We start from the raw sequence: 18,780 nt of genomic DNA, 5'->3' as shown, positions 1-18,780 counted from the left end.
TGTACGCGGATATCGCGGTTAACGAGCATCAGGAATTGACTCAAACTTTTTTTGCTGGTTGGAAGCCAGCAGTACTCTGCTGTTGTGCAATGGCAGATGAGTCTGCTTTTCGAGCTGTTCACTTCAGCGGAACGTTCACTACAAGATAATTCGGTCGATCGCCGAGTTTAGCAATGATAGCCTGTCGAACCTGCGCGTAAATATCCTGGTTGAGCGTCAGCGTGACGGACTGAATGCTTAAACTGAATGACTCAGCCCAGCGCATAAAACCGCTACATTCATGCTGAAAAGCAAAGTCGATACCCACTACAGAAAGGTTCAACGTCCCTTTCACCACCCACCCCGTCGCAACGATTAAAACACCGTCATTTTTATCAAGCGCAGCCCCCTTCCAGACGGTCATAGCCTTGCCATTAACTGGAAGTTCCTGACTGGCCTTTATGCTGGTTCCGGTAATCATCTGAACATTTTCAGGGACGAGAGGACTCACAATCTCTATCCAGTCAGCCGGAGATGGTACGGTCGTCGTTGAATTTTTTGACGCATTTATCGTCCAGCCCACCACCCCAAGCGTGGCGGAAAAGGTTTTTAACCAGTCGAGGGTAGCTGAATTGCGGTTAAATTTTTTATCGGCGGCAAGCTGGGCAAACAGGAATGAATTACTAATATCATTCTTATTTTGTTCTGAAAGCGACATATCAAAAGCGATCAGCGCACCCTCGTTAATTTGTGCGCTGCCCTCATTACTGCTTTCGATGCTAGCGGAATTATCACTATTGAAATTTACTCGCAATAATTCCTCCCGAGAGGAAACATCAGAGAGTTGAATTTCTTCCAGAAAAGAGGACATATAAACCTCACATTCATTATGATTGACCATATTCAGAAAACATCAGCCCACATTTTAGAACTCACATCATTTATCCACACTGTGGGCTGATATAGTTTTACTATTACTCATAAAAAAGGAAGTAGATTTAAATATCAATATCAGCGACGAGTTGTTTAGCGCGATCCCCAAGTTTATCGATAATGGCATTGCGTACCTGAGAATAAATACTTTCATTGAGAACAAATTTGTTTGCTGCTCGCTGGATCTGAATAGAGTTGGACTGCCAGGTCCACCACAAGAATCGGGTTTCGCTGTGGCTGGCATTAAACTGCATACCATCCAGGATCATTACCACGTCACCATTAGGCAGGGCGTCGACCGGGAATATCTGAAAATTACCATTATTCCCGGAGTTTGACTGCGAATCCCAAATAAGCATTTGTTTTGAGTCGTCGGCCAGAGTTCCCAGTGCTTTCATTGTTTCCGCCACCATGGCAACTTCTGTTCCTGTTGCAATCGCAGCAATGATGCCTAGAACAGCTTCATCCAACTTGACCGTTGTCCCACCCGATTTATACGTATCGAATGCAAATGCGGGTTGATTCCATCCAATGGTACCCAGTACATCGGTGTATTTCCTGTACCACGCCATCGGATTTTCAAAGCGATCGGTGGCTTTATTCGCCGCGAGCTGAGCAAACAGGGTCGAATTTTGTACATCAGCCTTGTTCTGGCCAGAAAGATTTTGCGTAAACGAAGTCAGGCTACCTGCATTCACTTGGGCGCTTTGTTTATCGTCCTGGGGGAGACTTAAGACGGAAGAACTCACCCTTCCCCCACGCAATTTATCCAGTAGTTCGCCCAGATCGTCATCAGTAGGAAGTAATGTATCCGCAATAAATTGTATTTTAGTATCAGTTGACATCATTTTCTCTCCGGTTACTGTATAGCGCAGCTGATCACCCTAAAACGGAGTGGCTGCATAGGTTATCTTCAATATCAGTACGATAAAAAAGATTATTTCTGAATATAAAGGGATTACATTAGAAAGTAACTTAACTATTTCGTACCTGCTTTAAGTGGAAACATCTGCCATGCCCCTTTGATATTCTTCAGTTCAATGTTGCTAATCAGGCAATGATTGGGATTATTGGGCAACGGATCTGCTATCACAGTTGCATTTTTATTAATCAAAGTCGATGCATTCGCCCCACCCGCCTGCTTCCATTCCTTAGAACGATTGGGATCGGTTTTGATTAATGCCAGGACCTTATCCTCATTAACACCCGAGTTCTCTTTCGAACATAAAGCTGACACGTTTTGTAATTTTCCGGGATATCCATCCTGCCCGGCATAATTGGCATCAGTATTCGCGGCCCCATAACGCACGACCAGAGCACCTTTAGGGATTTGGCTCACTTCCGCATATGTTGAAGCAGACATCAGTACGAAAGAGGTGACCAGTAACATACTTTTTATTTTCATAATTTCCTCTTCTAACTATTAGCATGATAATTTCCGGGGTAATTATTTAATATATTCAATCGTATCAACACCCTCACCCAAAGATTGCCTAGCGAGAAATATTTAATATATTCTAATGCGAAATCATTAGATGCGACTGAATACCTGATAAGTGTGGTGCAAATAAATTATTTTACCAAATAATATTTATTTTGTTATTTCAGGTAATTGACAGAAACACCTTTCGATATATTATATTTCAACCAGGCAAACACGCCAATAAAAACATAACCAGATCATTATTTCATAAATAACAGTTCAGCTTCACGTCCTGTTTGACATAAACACCACAGAACAGCTCATAGCCAGACTATCCATATCAAGAGTTAATTCGTTGAGTATGTGGTTTTTTCCCACGAGACCGTTTTCCGTCAGGGCACTCTGGTTTTCTGTATTGTAATAAACAACCGACATAACTTACCTGCTATATTTATTAAGGATTTTTCCTTCAGGCCCAAAAAGTAGATATATCTGAGTCATGGTTGATCCGTTAGCTTTACTGGGGAAAATTAAACTTAAAAAAATATTCCTGCTGGTTTTACGTGATTATTTTAACGAGATAATTCGCCATCATCCTTTCTGCGTAACACTTTTGAAACTGAACATGTGAACTAGCACCACAAACTTAAAATGTGTTAAATGCACACTTTGTCAGCGTTATACAGGGTAAATGTGAACACAGAATCACGTGAGGGAGAGAATGCCGGGGGCAGTTTTCAGAAATATGGATGTTACGGCAATTCAGAAGCCTTTTCATCATAAAGTCAGAAATGGGGGCCGCGTATCAAGTCGCCGTCCGTTCCTGCTGGCACTCACGGGACGATTTTGTTACCGGGTTTATTCCTGCCCAGACGATGATGCCGTCACCTTTAAATATCATGATTATCTTTTATTTTTACGCGCCAACGCCGGTAACATTCTTACAAGCGTATTGTCGCGTACAACGTAGTGATGGAATAACGCTGCAAGCGCATGAAGACCGATAAGAAAATAGCCTGCATTGGCGATCAGCTCATGCCACTCTTTCAAATTGTGCTGAATATTTTTGTTGGCTACTGTGGCCACTGGTAGTGTTATTCCGAAGAATGACCACGTCACCTGCCCGTAATAAAGGGAGACGAGACCAAGAGACGGGAGAACGAGAAACATCAGGTAGAGCAACCCGTGCGTGATTTTTGACGCTACCTTCTGCCAGCGGGGCGGAGGGGGCAGAATATCGGGATCCCGATGGGTGATTTTTAAAAGGACTCTGCCTGCCATAAGCAGCAGGACAGTTACTCCTGCCGTGTAGTGTACGGCAGCCATCGTCGTGCGGGCCGCGCTGCCTTTTGGAGCAAAACCTTTTAACTCCATTGCAGCGTATGCCATCACTATGGCTAAAAATACCAACCAGTGGCAAATTATCTGGCTTCTGGAAAAAGTTCTTTTCATTACGATCACCCACGTGGATGTTTTTATCTTTTTTAAAGATCATTCCTTAAGAATACCTTAATAAAGAATCGCCCATCAAAAATCACAAAAATAAATCGCTCTTAAGGTTGCCATAATATTAATGCCTCACATTGATAAGACTCTAATAAGAGGTCTCACCATGCGAATCATGTCACCTTACACACTTAAATGGCTTCACGGCGAAGACGAACATAATGAAATTTCTGCGTTAATTCGTGAAAATTATCATCGGGTTTATCACGCCTGTATCTCCCGTTGCATGCCGTGGCTTATCGGCCTTTACGATGCAAATGGTGAACTTAAGGCTGCCAGCGGGGTACAGGTTGCCTCTCAGGGCCCACTCTATCTCGAAAAGTATCTCGAGGATTCCATCGAGACGACTCTATCGTCACGTATCTCACAGCCCGTTCCTCGCGCCACCATTGTTGAAATCGGCAATTTTGCGGCGTGTGACGGTGCCAGCGCTCGCATAATGTTTGCGGCCCTGTGTCAGGTCCTGACCGAATACCATTTTTCATGGATTGTTTTTACCGGCACGAAAAAAATCCGTAATACCTTCCATCGCCTGAATTTGCATCCAGTCGCCCTGATGCCTGCAGACCCAGCTCGCCTGGGAAAAGCAGCCCATGAGTGGGGTAAATATTACCAGTACGATCCGCAGATTATGGCCGGTGAATTAGCCGGCGGTCACACAGCACTGACCCAGGGCAGTCTGTTGATGACGTTGGTCAGTTCGCTGCCGGAGGCCCCCTGGCTTAATCTATCGGGAGAACATCATGTTTCTTAATGCACTGAAGCAGCAGGCACTTCGATATCCGGATAAAACGGCGCTGAAGGGCGAGACCAGAACGTGGAGCTGGGGGCAATATTTTGAGGCCGTCACGCATGCTGCCACGCAACTCAGCTCTCTGGGTATCAGCAGGCTGGCGCTTGAACTCGATAACGGCCCGGAATGGGCGATTATCGATCTCGCCTGCCTGTCCGCAGGGATCGTGATTGTGCCTGTCCCGCCTTTTTTCTCAGAAACGCAAAAAGAATGGGTGCGTGCTTCCGCTTCAGTTGATGCCCAGATCGGCGGGGAAACGATGTCCGGATGGCGCAGACACGCCTTTCCTTTTGGTCGACTGCAGATAAGGCCATTACCTGCCCCATCCCCCTTGCCAGTGGGCACGGCCAAGATCACCTATACCTCCGGTACAACGGGCGAACCCAAGGGTGTCTGCCTGAGCCTGAATGGGATGTTCTGGAGCGCGCAGACACTAGCTGACGCGCTGGCTCCGATCGCCCTCAATAGGCACCTGGTCAGTCTGCCGCTCAGTATTCTGCTTGAGAATTTGTGCGGTATCTATATCCCCTTACTGTTGGGTGCAGAGACAGTAATACTACCGACCGCGCGGACAGGCTTTGAAGGGTCCAGTCAGTTCAATCCCCAATGCTTTTTACAGGCATTAACGGCATGGGCACCGGAAAGCCTTGTTCTGGTACCTGAAATTTTACGCGTGCTGGTTCATCTGCATCAGACGATTCCGGAAAGCACGCGATCCTTGCGTTTTGTCGCGGTGGGTGGCGGAAAAGTGCCGACGCCAGTAATGGAAGTGGCAGCACTGGCGGGCTTACCCGTTTTTGAAGGATATGGGTTGTCAGAGTGTGGTTCCGTTGTAGCGCTGAATCTGCCTGGCGCTTCAAAAAGGAAAAGTGTCGGCAGACCTCTGCCCGGCATCCACGTGACCGTCGATGGCTCAGGGCAGCTGCGCGTAATGAGCCCTGCCAATGCCCAGGGGTATTTAGGGGAGGAGCCAGTGGGGCCGGGAGTGGACACAGGCGACCTGGCAACAATTGATGAAGACGGGTTTATCCACATAACCGGACGACAGAAAAACGTTCAGATTAACGCATATGGCCGTAATTTTTCCCCGGAATGGCCTGAAGCAGAAGCGATGGCATGTCCAGCCGTACGCCGCGTGGTGATTTTTGGTGACGGTTTGAGACACAACATTGCGCTGGTCGATGCTTTTGATGGTCAGCAGGAGCTGGCGCGTCAACAACTCATGCAGATATCCGCACGCCTGCCTGACTATGCCCGGTTCCATCGTTTGCTGTTTACCAGTGAAATATCCTCTCCCGCGATGATCACGGCTAACGGCCGCCCTAAACGAAACGCCATCTGGCAGTCCCTGAAACACACCATTCTCGCATGCAGTGAGGAGGAAGACCTATGAGCTTTTATCAGGAATTACAAAACCAGACCTCAGCCGAACGTCAACGCTTACTTGCCTCTCCGGCCATTGCGCGCTGTAAGGCGGGCGATATCTCGCGGGAGATGTACATCGCCTTTTTGACGCAGGCGTATTATCACGTCAGCCATACCGTTCCATTGTTGATGTGTGCCGGCAGCCGGCTTCCTGCATCGCATGAAGCCGTACGCGGCGCAATTGCAGAATACATTGATGAAGAATACGGGCATCAGGAGTGGATACTCAATGATATCCGCGCCTGCGGGGGGAATGCGGAGGCCGTGAGAAACGGCGTACCGGGACTGCCCATCGAAATGATGATCGCTTATCTCTACTACCGTATCGAGAGGGTCAATCCGATGAGTATCTTTGGCATGGTGCTCGTTCTGGAAGGAACCAGCGTATCCATCGCCTCAGCCGTTGCAGCGCAGCTGGAGAAGACGCTGACCCTGCCGGAACAGGCGACAACCTACCTCCGTTCTCATGGCGAACTGGATCAGGGGCATCTGCAATTCTTTGCCTCTCTGATGGATTCAGTCACCGATAAAAGAGATCAGGACGCAATCATCCATACAGCGCGTCGCATTTATCATCTCTATGGTCAGATGCTAGATCAGCTGGGAGAAAGCACTAATGAATCTGCTTAACAAAACTGTTCTGCTTACTGGCGCCAGTGGGGGGATCGGTCAGGCGCTGGCAAGAGAACTGGCCCAGAGAGGCGCGAGGTTGTATCTCGTCGGACGCAATGATAAGGCAATGTCTCTGCTGAAGAATACCCTTCAGCATCCGGAGAGGCACAATACCGTGCTGATGCAGAGCTATTCCGACGACGAAATTTCGGCGCTGGCCGGTCGGCTTTCACAGAATGGCGGACTGGATATTCTGATCAACAATGCAGGAAGTAGCCGTTTTGCCCTGTTTGAACAGCAATCCTTTGACGACATCCGCGAACAGATCCGCACCAATATAGAAATCCCGGCCCTGCTGACCCGGGCCTTACTGGAAATAATGAATGCGCCAGGTATCGTGCTGTATATTGGTTCAATTTTTGGGGAGATTGGTCATCCAGCGTGGAGCGTCTATAGCGCGACCAAGGCTGCGACACACCGTTTTTCCGAAGCCCTTGACCGTGAATTACAGGGAAGCGGTATTACCGTTCTTTATGCTGCGCCGCGTGCAACGGAAACTTCACTGAACAGCATTCATGTTAATGCTCTGAACAAAAAACTCGGGAACAACACTGACTCGCCCGTCCAGGTAGCAACCCAGTTGGTGCGGCTGCTTGAAACGGAACAGAAACGGTATCGTTTTGGCGTAATGGAGCGTCTGTTCGTCAAAATTAATGCATGGTTTCCAAACGTCGTCGACGGCGCGTTAGGAAAAAAACTGCCTGTCATTCAGGAGTTCGCCCGTAAATCCCTGAAAGGAGAAGACAAATGAGAACCCTGAATGTACTGCTGATTATGTCTGTTTTTCCGACTGCCGCCTTCGCGGAAACGTCATTAGAGAACTTACAACACGACTGGTCTGTGTGCCAATACCAAACGTTGGAAGCCAAAAAAGAAAACTGCTTTAGTTCACTTAGTCAGAAAGCCCATCAGGCAAGCCAGTTAAAAAACAACACTAACGCCCCTCTTTTGATTTGGAGCGCAATAATTGATAGTAGCTGGGCTGGCGCCAAAGGTGGTCTAGGTGCTCTGAGCCTTGTTAAAGAAGCCCGCAATAACCTGGAGAAAGCGATTGAAATTGATCCCAACGCTCTTCAAGGTTCAGCCTGGACAAGCTTGGGTGCTCTTTATTACCAGGTCCCCGGTTGGCCAATCGGTTTTGGTGATAAAGACAAAGCTGATGAGATGTTGAAAAAAGCGCTGGCCATCAATCCTGAGGGTATCGACCCTAACTATTTCTATGGTGATTATCTTTTAAAAGAGAAAAAAACAGATCAAGCCCGCCTCTATCTAACAAAAGCGCTAAAAGCACCACCTCGTCCGGGGCGCGAAATCGCTGACAGTGGTCGCCGCCATGACATTGAGAGAGACCTGGCAAGCATTCCATAGAAACAATATCGATAAATCTTATACCGTTCAGCCTTCAAGGGCTGGACGGTAGATGCTTCTAAGTTCAGTCGGACAGCTTTGCGAAGTACCCCACAGATTTTTTTAAGATGTCCCGTTCATCAGCAACCCGCTTCAGCTCTTTCTGAAGACGGCGGATCTCGGCCTGAGCATCTGACTGTTCTTTATTAGTGAAAGAAAACGGAGCGTACTTCTTTCTCAAGGCATAAAGGCTGTGGGTGGTGATATCGAGGCTTATTGTAACGTTGGAAACAGAATAACTACGATCAACAACCTGTTTGACTGCTTAAACTTCAAACTCTTTGGGATAACGCTGAGCGCTTTTTTTTAGTGTCTGTTAAACCTGTGGAGATTCACGGACAACACCATTTAAAGAAGGCATCATTGATAATGTCGAGACAGTCATGCTAAAAAAATGTATAAATTTTGTTTTTCATTGACGATAAACAAGGGATGTTAATGATTGAGATTGAGGAAATAAAAATAAAGTATCCCGGCGCAGATGCCTGGCAAATGGGTGACAGCCCGGAACTCGCTAGTGAGCTTGCGGACCTGATCAAAAAAGGGATTAAAACTGCCTCTTGCGGATCTTTTGCCTCTTTCCAGCAGGAGGAGTCTGCCCCGAAAATTGGGAGTTATAACATTATTCTTGATGGCCAGAATGTTCCTGTCTGCGTTACCAGACTGGTTTCAATGCGGTTGGTACGTTTTTGTGATGTGACTGAGGCGTTCGCCCGCAAGGAAGGTGAAGGCGATTTAAGCCTTGAATACTGGCAGAAAGAGCATAAGAGATTTTTCACCCGCGAATGTCATTTTTCTGAAGATATGGAATTGATCGCAGAAGAGTTTGAAGTGGTTGAGATACTGTGAGACAAGGTAAACGGACTAAGGTGTATCCCCCTTACGCCACGCTTGAAAGAATGGGTATAACTTCCCCCTGAAGCGCTTCGTCTTAGGCTCGAAAATATTGCTGATAATGAACGCTTGCCGTTCAAAGAGGCATTCCTAAGTGATTAAGATGCTGAGCTTGAGTCCCCCAGAATTGCAGCGAAGAAGCTGCGTGGTATATCTGATTGTTACAAGATTAAGCTCTGAGCTTCAGACTATCGTCTTGTATATCAAGTTATAGAAGAGAAAGTTGTCGCCTTCGTGATTTCAGTTGGAAAAAAAAGAACGCTCAGAAGTATATAGCGAAGCGATAAAACAAATTCTCAGAAACAAAGCATGGCATCTCTGTTTTGCTGTGAATGAAGACTTATGCTTTGCGTTGACACACTGATAAGGGTAAATAATCCGCTTTCTGCAACATTTCTCCCGTACTCCGCCAGATAAGAGGCCCATTCAAAAAAAGTACAGGAAAATATTACCTCTCCATTTGACGACATTAAAAGGCACCATAAATTATGGTGCCAATGGATCTTTAAATAACAAAGTTATCAGTCATCTGCTTCAGAGACCTGGATTGTTCACTAAGCGACTGAGATGCGGCAGCAGACTGCTCAACGAGCGCAGCATTTCCCTGCGTCACACCGTCCATTTGTGTCACAGCGGTACTGATTTGCATAATCCCCTGCATTTGCTCTACTGAGGCCATAGAAAGACTATCCATTGACTGTGCCAGTGAAGCAACATTGGTTGCAGCACGTAAAATTGTCTCTGCTGTCTTAGAGGCTACAGAAACGCCATTATCGACATTATCGACTGCGTTCTCAATTAAGGAGCCGATTTCTTTTGATGCACTAGCGCTTCTCTGCGCAAGATTTCTCACTTCTGTGGCGACAACAGCGAAACCTCTCCCATGCTCACCAGCGCGTGCAGCTTCTACCGCAGCGTTCAATGCAAGTATATTTGTCTGGAAAGCAATCCCTTCAATGACACTCGTAATTTCCTTAATTTTAAGTGCATTTGCCGATATTTTTTGCATCGTTTCGCTCATTTCACCAACAGCAGACTCCCCTTCCCGGGCCAGCTCTTCTGTCTTTCTGGCGGACATAGCCGTATGTTCAGCAATTTCTGTATTGTTGCGAACGGTCATTGTTAACTGCTCCATACTGGCAGCTGTCTGTTGCAAAGCAGCGGCCTGTTCCTCAGTACGGGAAGATAACTCCATATTGCCCTGCTCGATTTCCCCGGCCGCAAGATCGACTGAAGAAACAGTGATTTTGATTTCAGTGACGAGCGATTTTAATCTCTGTTGCATGTTATCAAGAGCCATAAGCAGCTTGCCTGTTTCGTCCATTCGGTCGATTGTAATAACCGATGTAAGATCACCCGACGCGATGGTATCAGCCGTATTCACTGCATGCTTTAATGGATTGAGAATACTGCGTGATAACAAGGTACCCGCAAGAAGCGCGGTGACAGCGGCTGCGAGCAAGCCAATAACAATCATCATTCGCGTTTTAAAACGCTCATCAGCAAGGCGTGCCTGCCGCTCTGACATGATGCTATATTCATCACGCAGCGCTTCATTAATAACGTCACGGATACGATCCATTTGAGCTTTGCCGGAGTTGTGTTCAAGTCCAGAGATGAATGAATCCATATTGAGCGACCCTTTTGTAACTTCGTTCCTGTTCTGGATTAACGGAAGGGCAAATGAATTTTTCCATTCATCTTCAAGCTGAGAAATTTTTAAAAATTTATTTTGTTGTGATTGATTATCACTTGTGAGTGTTAAGAGCTCACTTACTCCGCGTCTAAACGCCTCATCCCCCTCAGAAAATGGCTGAAGAATATCCTGTTTACCCGTGAGTGCGAATCCACGGATGCCTGTTTCCATATTAATGAGGTTCTCTGTAACTGTGCGCAGATTATCAACAACTTTATAGCTGTGGACATTAAGTTTGCTAACAGCTGTTACCCTGTCGAAGCTCATGTAGAGCAATCCGCAGACAACTGTCATCAATACAACTATCACGCCAAATGCCATGGTAAGCCGGGTGCTGATATTGAGATTTTTGAACATTATTCTTCCTTAATGATTAGCATATGTTCATCTTCAAGAGATGAATGTAATAACGGCTTAATTTTTGTGGTTAATAAGAAAATGCAAATATTTTCCCACAGCAATGCTAATCGGCAGGTGAACCAATTTCTTTAGTGTTTAAGTAAATTAAAAAAAACATCAATTACAGTGTGACTTTAGATATTTAGCCCAACCCACAAGAATCAGATACAAACACTAAATGCAATTAGATTGTAATATTTTTGAACACCTTCATCTTTTTAGGATTACTCTAATATCATTATCTCATTAACTTGTGTGCTCAACAGAACCTTTTTAGGCTTAAGTAACGATCATTTATCCTTTTTAAAGGTGTAGCTCGATGAAAATCAGATTTATATTTAAAATATGTTTTTTATAACTTTTTTAACTTGCAATTATTTTAAATTCGCCATACGAAAAAAAAGCCATTACTCATTTCAAAATATGTCAAAACGAATCAAAATGCAACATTCCTTCAGCCTTGCCTGAGTAAGTACACAGTGCAGACCCTTTAATTGTCTGTAAGAAATCCTCATCTACCATCAGCCTCCATCCCATTAAACTTAGCTTCAAGGTTTACATGCTGCAGCCTTACGGCAGATACACTCCCAGATCACTTATGGAAAGGCCTTGTTTGTTCGGTAAATAAGTATCACTCAAATAATGTAACAGCTATTAATGTACTCCACTTCCACGCCAGACATCACTGATGGTTTCCACAGCCTCTTACCTGTACAGCCTCTTAGTATTTATTCACAAGCATCCGAAAGTGATGCTCTCGTTCGACGTTCTCGTGCAAGTGTGCTTCACCACAATGGTTCTGGCTTTTTATGCCTCAATACCCTACGTTGCAGGGAAGCATGGCCCGTCTTCCAGTAGCAGTGCGCCCCGTAATCCTGGGGGCTTCTCCACAGCTAATAAGGTTTTAACTGAATTTTAGCACCCAACAAATTATGAGCCGTCTTAGTATCCAGTTCTGAAGTTCTCCGGATTAATTTCAATACAACAGCTATCACCTTCAGACGGTTATTGCACCTCTACATTAATCATTAAAAAATTACACCCTCCGTTATAAACTAAATTATTTAACAAGGAAACCTAATAAAACGTCCATCCTTGAAAATATCTTAGCTGAAACGATTTTTTTATATTTTAACCCCACCCCAACAAAACACACAATTATATCAATCAGTTAACTTGTGGTTTCAGATTATTCTTGCGACAAGGATGGTTTTTCTCAAATATAATAGAATTTTTTTATTTCAGAATAATAAAAAACCATAACCAATTGACTTTAAAGATAAAGATTTATAGAAGCGGTGTATGTAATCCTACAGACAAATGATCTATTTACTCTGGCTTACACGATCTTTCACACCAAAAGCATGATCTTAGACAAAACAATTGACTGAAAACATTGCTTCATAAGAGAACTTTCAACCATGTAAAATGGAATCCACAACAGTATACTGGCGATATTTTGGCTATTTACAGAGAGTGTGACACCGTACTAGCATATCCCTGACAACCTCATGCTCTTTTAAAAGTTAATAGCAGCAACTAGCCGTAACCCAGGGCTTGAGGAGACGACATTTTCAGGGGCGAGTGAGATCGCGCTGCGCCAGTTGACGGTAAGAAACTCTATTTTGTACCTGTAGCTTTATCTAACATCTTTTTTAAAGCATTAACAGCATCAAGCGCTTCTTTTAAAGGTGTAAAATATGGATTGAAATCAGGATTGTTTTTGTTCCTGTGTATCAACAGGATTTGCTCTGCAAAATCATCATCCACCGTATAAAAATAGGCTTCTGGATAGTTCAGCGCCTTAGCAATCTGCACCACAAATTCAAAAGGCGGTGAGTGTCGACCTGATTCGTAATTTGAAATCTGCGATTTATCACTGACAGCTTCCACGTTAGTTAACTGCAGGAATTTCTCCTGAGACAAACCAGCTCTATGTCGTGCTGCTCTTAAACGTTTGGGAACCATCATCTTAACCTGTGATTTGCTTCCGGCAATCATATGGATATCGCGCGCCCGTGTCGGTAAAATAATATTAACTAAATATAATTTGTTTAGATTATTTCAACAACGGATGTATGATACCCGCACGCAACACACGCGTTAGCTCTCTAGAACCTGACAGCAGATCAGCCGTGACCCGCGTCTAGAGGAGATTAATGGTGTGCCCGCATCTTCTGAGCCTTCCTCTGCATCGTTAAGCCGTCTGATCCAAGCCTTCCTTGTGCTCCCGAATTCCGACGGATTACTTATGCAATGGAGAAGTAGATATGACTATGCAAAAGGTTCGTATAAAAGCCCTGAAAAATAATAAATTTGCGATAATGGCCGGTGACAAGCGCCTAAGTTGTCGCAGAGATCGCATTTCATCAGCCATCAACTCGAGCTGGACCACAAAAGAGCTACCAGAGCACACGAGAGAATTGCTGATTGAGCGCGCGTGTCTGAGAATGGAGATTGCTATTATTACTCAAAAAGAACAGGGGAAGAAAAACTCTAAATCCTCGGTTCTGATTGCGAAAAAGCTAAAACGAATTGATTTAATTACTCAACAACTTAATGACCGGGAAAAACATGTTGAATGAAGACGAAAATATAGAACATACGCATATTGTATATTCAGTTAAAAACATAGACAAACCAACCTTAACTAAAATCGGAGTGGCTCTTATTGACACTCAAGGAAATTATATTCTTGACATCAATAAAGACTATGCAAATGGTGATATTTTACTTTATAGAAAGAACAATACATCTACGACTTAGAAACTGAACTCAAGGTTAATTCGTTCTTAGCTCGAAGGTAACGAAGTTATCTATAACATCGAAACTAAAAAGTTCCATGGTGAAATAAAAATTCGCTGAAGGATTACTATGTTAACCACTGCCGCGCTGTTCCAGCTCGCCATGCAGTGTGCCCCCGCCGTTCACCCCGATACCATTCACGACATTACCCGTACCGAATCTGGCTTAAATCCGTATGCCATTGCTGAAATTGTTCCGGTAAAGGGCGGCAGGAGCCGCGTTATTTCCCATCTGCCAACGTCGAAAGACGAGGCGTTAAAAATTGTGGAGGACATTAAGCAGAAGAAACACCGTTATTCGGTGGGACTGATGCAGATAACCAGCACTAATTTCCCGCAGTTCGGCGTCAGCGCCGAATCCATGTTAAATCCGTGCGACAACATGAATGTTGCCGCGAAAATCATCACCGACTGTTATCAACGAGGAGGCACCTTACAGCGCGCCCTGAGCTGCTATTACTCCGGCAACTTTGAAACCGGTCAGCGCCCGGAAAGCGCATTCGGCAACACAAGCTACGTACAGCGTATTGGCTACGTTGTGCCTTCAACACGGGCAGAACGGCAGGCAATCTCTCCCGCATCCGGGGAAGCACCCGCCGTCCCGTCCGACAACACCGTTTACCCGGACAGCGTCATACGTGGCGTTATACCGGCACCCGATACCACACTGACCAGCAACCCCGCTTATCCGCCACACGTCTTGCGCGGCGGCCTCGCTGTGTCTTCTGATTAAGGAAAAATCATGACTTTTCGCACCATTAAAAACGCAGCTACCCGCCTGATGACCTCTCTCCTCGCCCTGCCTGCCGTCCCGGCACTGGCGGCCAGCGCCGATCAGGCATTTCAGAAGGGCAGCGACGCCATTAACTGGGTATTCATCGGCCTCACCAGTATGTCGGTCGTCACCATTAGCTGTGCGGTGGCCTTTATCGCCTACAAGATGCTGGTTGACGGAAAGGCCTGGCACGATCTCCAGCGCGTTTTCTGGGCGGGCGTCCTGCTCGCCGGGGCGTCCGGGTTCGGTGCCTACTTCTCGGCCTAAGGAGGCAGCATGACCATCCTCAACAAGGCGCTGACCCGACCGGCGGCGCTGTGTGGGGTCCCGCTTGTCCCCCTGCTGTTCACCCTGTGCATCCTTACCCTGGCGGCCGTCTGGTCACGCTTTTACTGGCTTCTCCTGCTGCTCATTCCTGCCTTTATCGAGCTGAGACGCCTGGCAAAAGAGGACATTCATTTCTTTGACCTGAAGTTGCTGGCGTTTAAAACGCGCGGCAACCGCGCGGCAACCCGGCATTTCGGGACAAAGGCGCTTGTCGCAAACCAGTACGACGCCATTGACGTTACGGAGTTTATAAAACATATGCGGCTCAACGAGAGTATCCCGCTGTCCCGCTATCTCCCCTGGTCTTCCCACCTGCACGAGCAGGTGGTGAAGAACAAAAAAGGTGACTTTGTCAGCACCTGGGAGATCGGCGGCACCATTTTTGAATGCGAGGACGAGCATTACCTCGCCACCCTGGACATGCAGCTCAACAACGTTATCCGCTCCTTTGAGGGGCTGCCCTTTACCTTTTATACCCACCTAGTGAGCGACGAATTTACCGACTCGCTTGAGTGTCAGTCCGGGATTGCGTTTTCAGACGAGATAGCGCGCTTGTTCTACGCCTCGCGGAAAGACAAACCGTTCTACCGCCGCCGCCTCTTCTTCACCGCCTGCTTCAATCCGCACACCGGCATCGAGCGGGCAGCCATGACGCAGAAGTCTCTGGGCGAACGCAAAACCCTCCTCGACAACGCACTGCAGATGATGCTGGAGTACCAGGAATCGATCGGCACGGCGCTGTCGCGCTACTCGGCGCGGCCGCTCGGCACGTATGAGGAGAACGGCAGGGTGTTCTCCTCTCAGCTCGCCTTTTACAACTACCTTATCACCGGCAGGTGGCAGAAAGTCCGGGTCACGCGCACCCCGTTCTATGACGTGCTCGGCGGCACAGACATCTTCCCCTCCACCGACATTGGCCAGGTCAGCCACATCGACGGCCAGAGCTACTTTCGCGGGCTGGAAATCAAGGATTACGGCACTGAAACCGTCACTGGGCTGTATGACTCGCTCCTGTATGCCCGCTGCCGGTACGTGCTGACGCAGTCCTATACCTGCATGGGCAAAGATGAAGCGCGCGGCTGCATCCGCACGATCGAGAAGCGTCTGAAGTCAGCCGAGGACGATGCGGTGTCCCAGCAGGAAGATCTGAAGGTTGCCCGCGACATGCTTCAGTCCGGCATTATCTCTTTCGGCAGGTATCACCAGACGCTGATTATCCGCGCCCCGACCAGCGAGCAGGTTATCCAGGACACCAACACCCTGGCTGATACACTGAAGGATTTGGGGTTCATCATGACCCTGTCCCGCGAGTCGCTGACGGCGGCCTACCTCGCGCAGCTGCCGGGCGTGTATGACATGCGCCCGCGTCTGGTGCCGGTGAGCAGCCTCAACTACGCCGAAATGGTGTCGTTTCACAACTTTCACCCGCACAAGCGGGACGGGAATGCCTGGGGAGAGGCGATTGCCGTGGTGCCGACCCCGTCGGGGGGCTGTCAGTACGTCAGTCTTCACAACAGCCAGGCAGACGTGGACGAGTTCGGCGAGAAGCCGCCGGGCAACTGCATGCTGCTCGGCAGCACCGGGACGGGTAAATCGACCCTGCTGATGATGTTTCAGCACCTGATGCAGAAATACCGGCGTCCTGAGTCATTTGCGCCGGGGGCGACGAAAAAGCGCTTCACCTCAGTGGTCTTTGATAAAGACCGTTCGGCGGAAATGTCGATACGCCTCCAGGGCGGCTCGTACTTCCGTTTCCGTTCAGGCGAGAAAACCGGCCTTAACCCCTTTTCGCTCTCCCCGACGAAGCGTAACCGCAACTTCCTCAAGAAGCTGATGCGTATGATTTGCACGCGCGACGGCAAACCGCTTGACCCGCGTGACGAGGAGCGTCTCAGCGAGGCGGTAGATACCATCATGCTGGACTACCCGCCGGAGCTGCGCCGCAACGGTATCACCCGTATTCTGGAAGTGCTGCACGAAGCCCCGACGAAGGACACGCGGATAAACGGGCTGCGCATCCGTCTCCAGCAGTGGGCGCAGGGCGGAGAATTTGGCTGGGTGTTTGATAACGACGTGGACACCTTTGATATCGACAACATTGATAATTTCGGCATCGACGGAACGGAGTTCCTGGACGACAAGGACGTGCGCAGTCCGCTCACCTACTACCTGCTCTACCGCGTGACCAGCCTCCTCGATGGCCGCCGTCTGGTCATTTTCATGGATGAATTCTGGAAATGGCTTCAGGACCCGGAGTTCTCAAAATTCGCCCTCGACATGCTGAAGGTTATCCGAAAGCTCAACGGCATTTTTTTCCCGGCCACGCAGTCGCCGGAGGAGATGTGCAAGCACGAGATCTCGGCGGCCATCATCGAACAGTGCAGCACACGGATCTTCATGGCGAACCAGCAGGCTAAGGAAAGCGACTACGTGGACATGCTGCGGGTGCCGAAACCGGTCTTCGATATTGTCACCACGCTCGACCCCTATGCCCGCCAGATGGTGATCATGAAATCTCCGCTGCGGCGCGGTGACGTGCGCCCGTATATCGCGCAAATCACCCTCGACCTGTCCGGGCTGGGGCGCTACACGAAGCTGCTCAGTGCCAGTGCGGATAACCTGAAAATTTTCGACGAAATCTGGCAGGAGGGAATGCAGCCGGAGGACTGGAAAGACGAAATGCTGAGGCGTGCCGTTTAATCAGAAGAGGATAACACCATGAAGCTGAAAACCACCCTGGCGGCGCTGAGCGTCGCCTTATGTCTCTTTCACACCCCGGCTCAGGCCGGTATTCCCGTGTTCGATGAAGTTGCCAACGCTAACGATATAAAGCAGTGGGCTGAAAAGCTCCAGCAGTGGCAGCAGACCGTCGAACATTACCAGGCGCAGATGAACGCTTATAAGGAACAGCTGGCGGCGGCCACCGGCATTCGGGACGTGCAGGCATTCCTGAACCAGGCGAAAAATCTGACAACTGACATTAAGAATCTGAAAAACAGGGGTATTTCGTTAAACGACCTGTTGACGAATTCCGGCGGGTCGTATGCTGGAGAACTGAACAGGTTGTATGACAAATACAAGCTGTTCGACAGCTGCCCTGAGAACGCCAGCGAGGCGTACCGGGACAGCTGCAAGCAGATGCTCCTGAATCAGGCGGTGTCCGTCGAGGACACCTCGGATATTCAGGAAAAAATTGACGACACGCTGCGCGATATTACCGATCTCGCCGGTCGCATTGAGAATGCGAAGGACAGCAAGGAATCGCAGGATCTGGCGAACGTGGTGGCCGCGCGAAGCATCCAGCTGAACGCGCTGACCTCACAGTGGGAAATGTCCGTCAAACAAAGCGAAATGCGCAACCAGCTGCTTGCTGAACAGCGCCGCAAGGCGCAGGCCGAGCAGATGCGCACCGCTCCTATCGCAGACCTTAACTGACAGGTGACCTCATGAAACTGAAGACATTGACATTTATCGTACTGGCCTCCGTGGCCGCGCTGACCGGCTGCGAGGATAAAACCTCCGTGGAGTGGTATATGGCGCACCATGACGACATGCTGGCGAAATACAGGGAGTGCATTTTCAACCAAAATTTTGTTCCTGTTGATTGTCAACATGCCCGTGATGCACTTCATCGTGAAAAACATAAATCCGATGTTGCTGAAGCTTATAGAAAAATCCGGCAAGACTTAATGCAATCCCGCTCTAAGGAACCAATCGCGGATCTGAACTAATAACCGGAGAACACTC

The 18,780-nt window shown here is 47.9% G+C and carries 19 protein-coding genes and 3 pseudogenes; 15 read left to right on the top strand and 7 right to left on the bottom strand.

Annotated elements, in window-relative coordinates; all coding sequences use genetic code 11:
• Nucleotides 1-118: 118 nt before the first annotated feature.
• The 4 genes from V1587_RS22485 to cybB all read right to left on the bottom strand — a co-directional run bounded on the left by V1587_RS22485 (nucleotide 119) and on the right by cybB (nucleotide 3,787).
• Nucleotides 119-850, bottom strand: coding sequence for a hypothetical protein (locus V1587_RS22485; protein ID WP_248212814.1), 732 nt, complete (start codon nucleotides 848-850; stop codon nucleotides 119-121).
• A gap of 127 nt (nucleotides 851-977) precedes the next feature.
• On the bottom strand, nucleotides 978-1,760 hold the full coding sequence (locus V1587_RS22480; RefSeq protein ID WP_248212815.1) for a hypothetical protein: 783 nt from the start codon (nucleotides 1,758-1,760) through the stop codon (nucleotides 978-980).
• Nucleotides 1,761-1,891: 131 nt separating this feature from the next.
• Complete coding sequence (locus V1587_RS22475) at nucleotides 1,892-2,317, bottom strand: hypothetical protein (protein ID WP_248212817.1); 426 nt, start codon at nucleotides 2,315-2,317, stop codon at nucleotides 1,892-1,894.
• Nucleotides 2,318-3,238: 921 nt separating this feature from the next.
• On the bottom strand, nucleotides 3,239-3,787 hold the full coding sequence (gene cybB / locus V1587_RS22470) for a cytochrome b561 (RefSeq protein WP_325795295.1): 549 nt from the start codon (nucleotides 3,785-3,787) through the stop codon (nucleotides 3,239-3,241).
• Between the two features lie 160 nt (nucleotides 3,788-3,947).
• On the opposite strand from cybB, the gene V1587_RS22465 reads away from it, so the two are divergent.
• Genes V1587_RS22465 through V1587_RS22445 form a run of 5 tightly spaced genes read left to right on the top strand, consistent with a single transcriptional unit; the run spans nucleotide 3,948 to nucleotide 8,099 of the window.
• The gene (locus V1587_RS22465; protein ID WP_325795294.1) at nucleotides 3,948-4,595 is read left to right on the top strand and encodes a thermostable hemolysin; all 648 of its coding nucleotides are present in this window, start codon (nucleotides 3,948-3,950) and stop codon (nucleotides 4,593-4,595) included.
• A complete protein-coding gene (locus V1587_RS22460; RefSeq protein ID WP_395314629.1) occupies nucleotides 4,585-6,027 on the top strand; it encodes an AMP-binding protein in 1,443 nt (480 codons plus the stop codon). Before V1587_RS22465 ends, V1587_RS22460 begins: the two co-directional genes overlap by 11 nt.
• Nucleotides 6,024-6,689: a TenA family transcriptional regulator gene (locus V1587_RS22455; protein WP_395314628.1), complete on the top strand. Its 666-nt coding sequence runs from the start codon at nucleotides 6,024-6,026 to the stop codon at nucleotides 6,687-6,689. The genes V1587_RS22460 and V1587_RS22455 overlap by 4 nt, the downstream gene beginning before the upstream one ends.
• Nucleotides 6,676-7,482 (top strand): SDR family oxidoreductase, encoded by an 807-nt coding sequence (locus V1587_RS22450; RefSeq protein ID WP_395314627.1) that lies wholly within the window; start codon nucleotides 6,676-6,678, stop codon nucleotides 7,480-7,482. The genes V1587_RS22455 and V1587_RS22450 overlap by 14 nt, the downstream gene beginning before the upstream one ends.
• Nucleotides 7,479-8,099 (top strand): hypothetical protein, encoded by a 621-nt coding sequence (locus tag V1587_RS22445; protein WP_248163026.1) that lies wholly within the window; start codon nucleotides 7,479-7,481, stop codon nucleotides 8,097-8,099. Before V1587_RS22450 ends, V1587_RS22445 begins: the two co-directional genes overlap by 4 nt.
• Nucleotides 8,100-8,156: 57 nt before the next feature.
• Here the strand turns inward: V1587_RS22445 and V1587_RS22440 are convergent.
• Nucleotides 8,157-8,439: pseudogene (locus V1587_RS22440) on the bottom strand (transposase); the annotation flags it as partial.
• Between the two features lie 137 nt (nucleotides 8,440-8,576).
• Here V1587_RS22440 and V1587_RS22435 point away from each other — a divergent pair.
• The 3 genes and pseudogenes from V1587_RS22435 to V1587_RS22425 all read left to right on the top strand — a co-directional run.
• Entirely contained in the window at nucleotides 8,577-8,987 is a 411-nt protein-coding gene (locus tag V1587_RS22435) for an ASCH domain-containing protein (protein ID WP_064786176.1), read from the top strand.
• A pseudogene (locus V1587_RS22430) lies at nucleotides 8,984-9,131 on the top strand (type II toxin-antitoxin system RelB/DinJ family antitoxin); the annotation flags it as partial. The gene V1587_RS22435 and the pseudogene V1587_RS22430, both read left to right, overlap by 4 nt.
• 12 nt (nucleotides 9,132-9,143) lie before the next feature.
• Nucleotides 9,144-9,330 (top strand): annotated as a pseudogene (locus V1587_RS22425) (type II toxin-antitoxin system RelE/ParE family toxin); the annotation flags it as partial.
• 207 nt (nucleotides 9,331-9,537) lie between these two features.
• On the opposite strand, the gene V1587_RS22420 reads toward V1587_RS22425, so the two are convergent.
• Both V1587_RS22420 and V1587_RS22415 read right to left on the bottom strand, forming a co-directional pair.
• Nucleotides 9,538-11,085: a methyl-accepting chemotaxis protein gene (locus V1587_RS22420; RefSeq protein ID WP_252064442.1), complete on the bottom strand. Its 1,548-nt coding sequence runs from the start codon at nucleotides 11,083-11,085 to the stop codon at nucleotides 9,538-9,540.
• A 1,662-nt stretch (nucleotides 11,086-12,747) separates the two neighbouring features.
• A complete protein-coding gene (locus V1587_RS22415) occupies nucleotides 12,748-13,098 on the bottom strand; it encodes a helix-turn-helix domain-containing protein (protein ID WP_395314626.1) in 351 nt (116 codons plus the stop codon).
• Nucleotides 13,099-13,397: 299 nt separating this feature from the next.
• Here V1587_RS22415 and V1587_RS22410 point away from each other — a divergent pair, with 299 nt between their 5' ends.
• From V1587_RS22410 to V1587_RS22380, 7 genes are all read left to right on the top strand, one after another.
• A complete protein-coding gene (locus V1587_RS22410) occupies nucleotides 13,398-13,712 on the top strand; it encodes a hypothetical protein (RefSeq protein ID WP_032640076.1) in 315 nt (104 codons plus the stop codon).
• The gene (locus tag V1587_RS22405) at nucleotides 13,702-13,893 is read left to right on the top strand and encodes a hypothetical protein (RefSeq protein WP_395314625.1); all 192 of its coding nucleotides are present in this window, start codon (nucleotides 13,702-13,704) and stop codon (nucleotides 13,891-13,893) included. The genes V1587_RS22410 and V1587_RS22405 overlap by 11 nt, the downstream gene beginning before the upstream one ends.
• Before the next feature lie 108 nt (nucleotides 13,894-14,001).
• Nucleotides 14,002-14,664 (top strand): lytic transglycosylase domain-containing protein, encoded by a 663-nt coding sequence (locus tag V1587_RS22400; protein ID WP_248249031.1) that lies wholly within the window; start codon nucleotides 14,002-14,004, stop codon nucleotides 14,662-14,664.
• A gap of 9 nt (nucleotides 14,665-14,673) precedes the next feature.
• Entirely contained in the window at nucleotides 14,674-14,973 is a 300-nt protein-coding gene (locus V1587_RS22395; RefSeq protein WP_252064440.1) for a TrbC/VirB2 family protein, read from the top strand.
• 9 nt (nucleotides 14,974-14,982) lie between these two features.
• Nucleotides 14,983-17,733, top strand: coding sequence for a VirB3 family type IV secretion system protein (locus V1587_RS22390; RefSeq protein WP_395314624.1), 2,751 nt, complete (start codon nucleotides 14,983-14,985; stop codon nucleotides 17,731-17,733).
• 18 nt (nucleotides 17,734-17,751) lie between these two features.
• Nucleotides 17,752-18,468 (top strand): type IV secretion system protein, encoded by a 717-nt coding sequence (locus V1587_RS22385; protein WP_395314623.1) that lies wholly within the window; start codon nucleotides 17,752-17,754, stop codon nucleotides 18,466-18,468.
• Between the two features lie 11 nt (nucleotides 18,469-18,479).
• Nucleotides 18,480-18,764 carry an EexN family lipoprotein gene (locus V1587_RS22380; RefSeq protein WP_395314622.1) on the top strand — a complete coding sequence of 95 codons (285 nt, stop codon included), beginning with the start codon at nucleotides 18,480-18,482 and terminating at the stop codon, nucleotides 18,762-18,764.
• Nucleotides 18,765-18,780: the final 16 nt, after the last annotated feature.

This window comes from Enterobacter sp. ECC-249 (genome assembly GCF_043965265.1).
Taxonomy (GTDB): Bacteria; Pseudomonadota; Gammaproteobacteria; order Enterobacterales; family Enterobacteriaceae; genus Enterobacter; species Enterobacter quasiroggenkampii.
This window is presented reverse-complemented; position numbering and strand designations above follow the sequence as displayed.

Coding starts and splice junctions, on each gene's coding strand:
- V1587_RS22485 (WP_248212814.1), bottom strand. CDS start 850: ATGTCCTCTTTTCTGGAAGAAATTCAACTCTCTGATGTTTCCTCTCGG.
- V1587_RS22480 (WP_248212815.1), bottom strand. CDS start 1,760: ATGATGTCAACTGATACTAAAATACAATTTATTGCGGATACATTACTT.
- V1587_RS22475 (WP_248212817.1), bottom strand. CDS start 2,317: ATGAAAATAAAAAGTATGTTACTGGTCACCTCTTTCGTACTGATGTCT.
- cybB (WP_325795295.1), bottom strand. CDS start 3,787: ATGAAAAGAACTTTTTCCAGAAGCCAGATAATTTGCCACTGGTTGGTA.
- V1587_RS22465 (WP_325795294.1), top strand. CDS start 3,948: ATGCGAATCATGTCACCTTACACACTTAAATGGCTTCACGGCGAAGAC.
- V1587_RS22460 (WP_395314629.1), top strand. CDS start 4,585: ATGTTTCTTAATGCACTGAAGCAGCAGGCACTTCGATATCCGGATAAA.
- V1587_RS22455 (WP_395314628.1), top strand. CDS start 6,024: ATGAGCTTTTATCAGGAATTACAAAACCAGACCTCAGCCGAACGTCAA.
- V1587_RS22450 (WP_395314627.1), top strand. CDS start 6,676: ATGAATCTGCTTAACAAAACTGTTCTGCTTACTGGCGCCAGTGGGGGG.
- V1587_RS22445 (WP_248163026.1), top strand. CDS start 7,479: ATGAGAACCCTGAATGTACTGCTGATTATGTCTGTTTTTCCGACTGCC.
- V1587_RS22435 (WP_064786176.1), top strand. CDS start 8,577: ATGATTGAGATTGAGGAAATAAAAATAAAGTATCCCGGCGCAGATGCC.
- V1587_RS22420 (WP_252064442.1), bottom strand. CDS start 11,085: ATGTTCAAAAATCTCAATATCAGCACCCGGCTTACCATGGCATTTGGC.
- V1587_RS22415 (WP_395314626.1), bottom strand. CDS start 13,098: ATGATGGTTCCCAAACGTTTAAGAGCAGCACGACATAGAGCTGGTTTG.
- V1587_RS22410 (WP_032640076.1), top strand. CDS start 13,398: ATGACTATGCAAAAGGTTCGTATAAAAGCCCTGAAAAATAATAAATTT.
- V1587_RS22405 (WP_395314625.1), top strand. CDS start 13,702: ATGTTGAATGAAGACGAAAATATAGAACATACGCATATTGTATATTCA.
- V1587_RS22400 (WP_248249031.1), top strand. CDS start 14,002: ATGTTAACCACTGCCGCGCTGTTCCAGCTCGCCATGCAGTGTGCCCCC.
- V1587_RS22395 (WP_252064440.1), top strand. CDS start 14,674: ATGACTTTTCGCACCATTAAAAACGCAGCTACCCGCCTGATGACCTCT.
- V1587_RS22390 (WP_395314624.1), top strand. CDS start 14,983: ATGACCATCCTCAACAAGGCGCTGACCCGACCGGCGGCGCTGTGTGGG.
- V1587_RS22385 (WP_395314623.1), top strand. CDS start 17,752: ATGAAGCTGAAAACCACCCTGGCGGCGCTGAGCGTCGCCTTATGTCTC.
- V1587_RS22380 (WP_395314622.1), top strand. CDS start 18,480: ATGAAACTGAAGACATTGACATTTATCGTACTGGCCTCCGTGGCCGCG.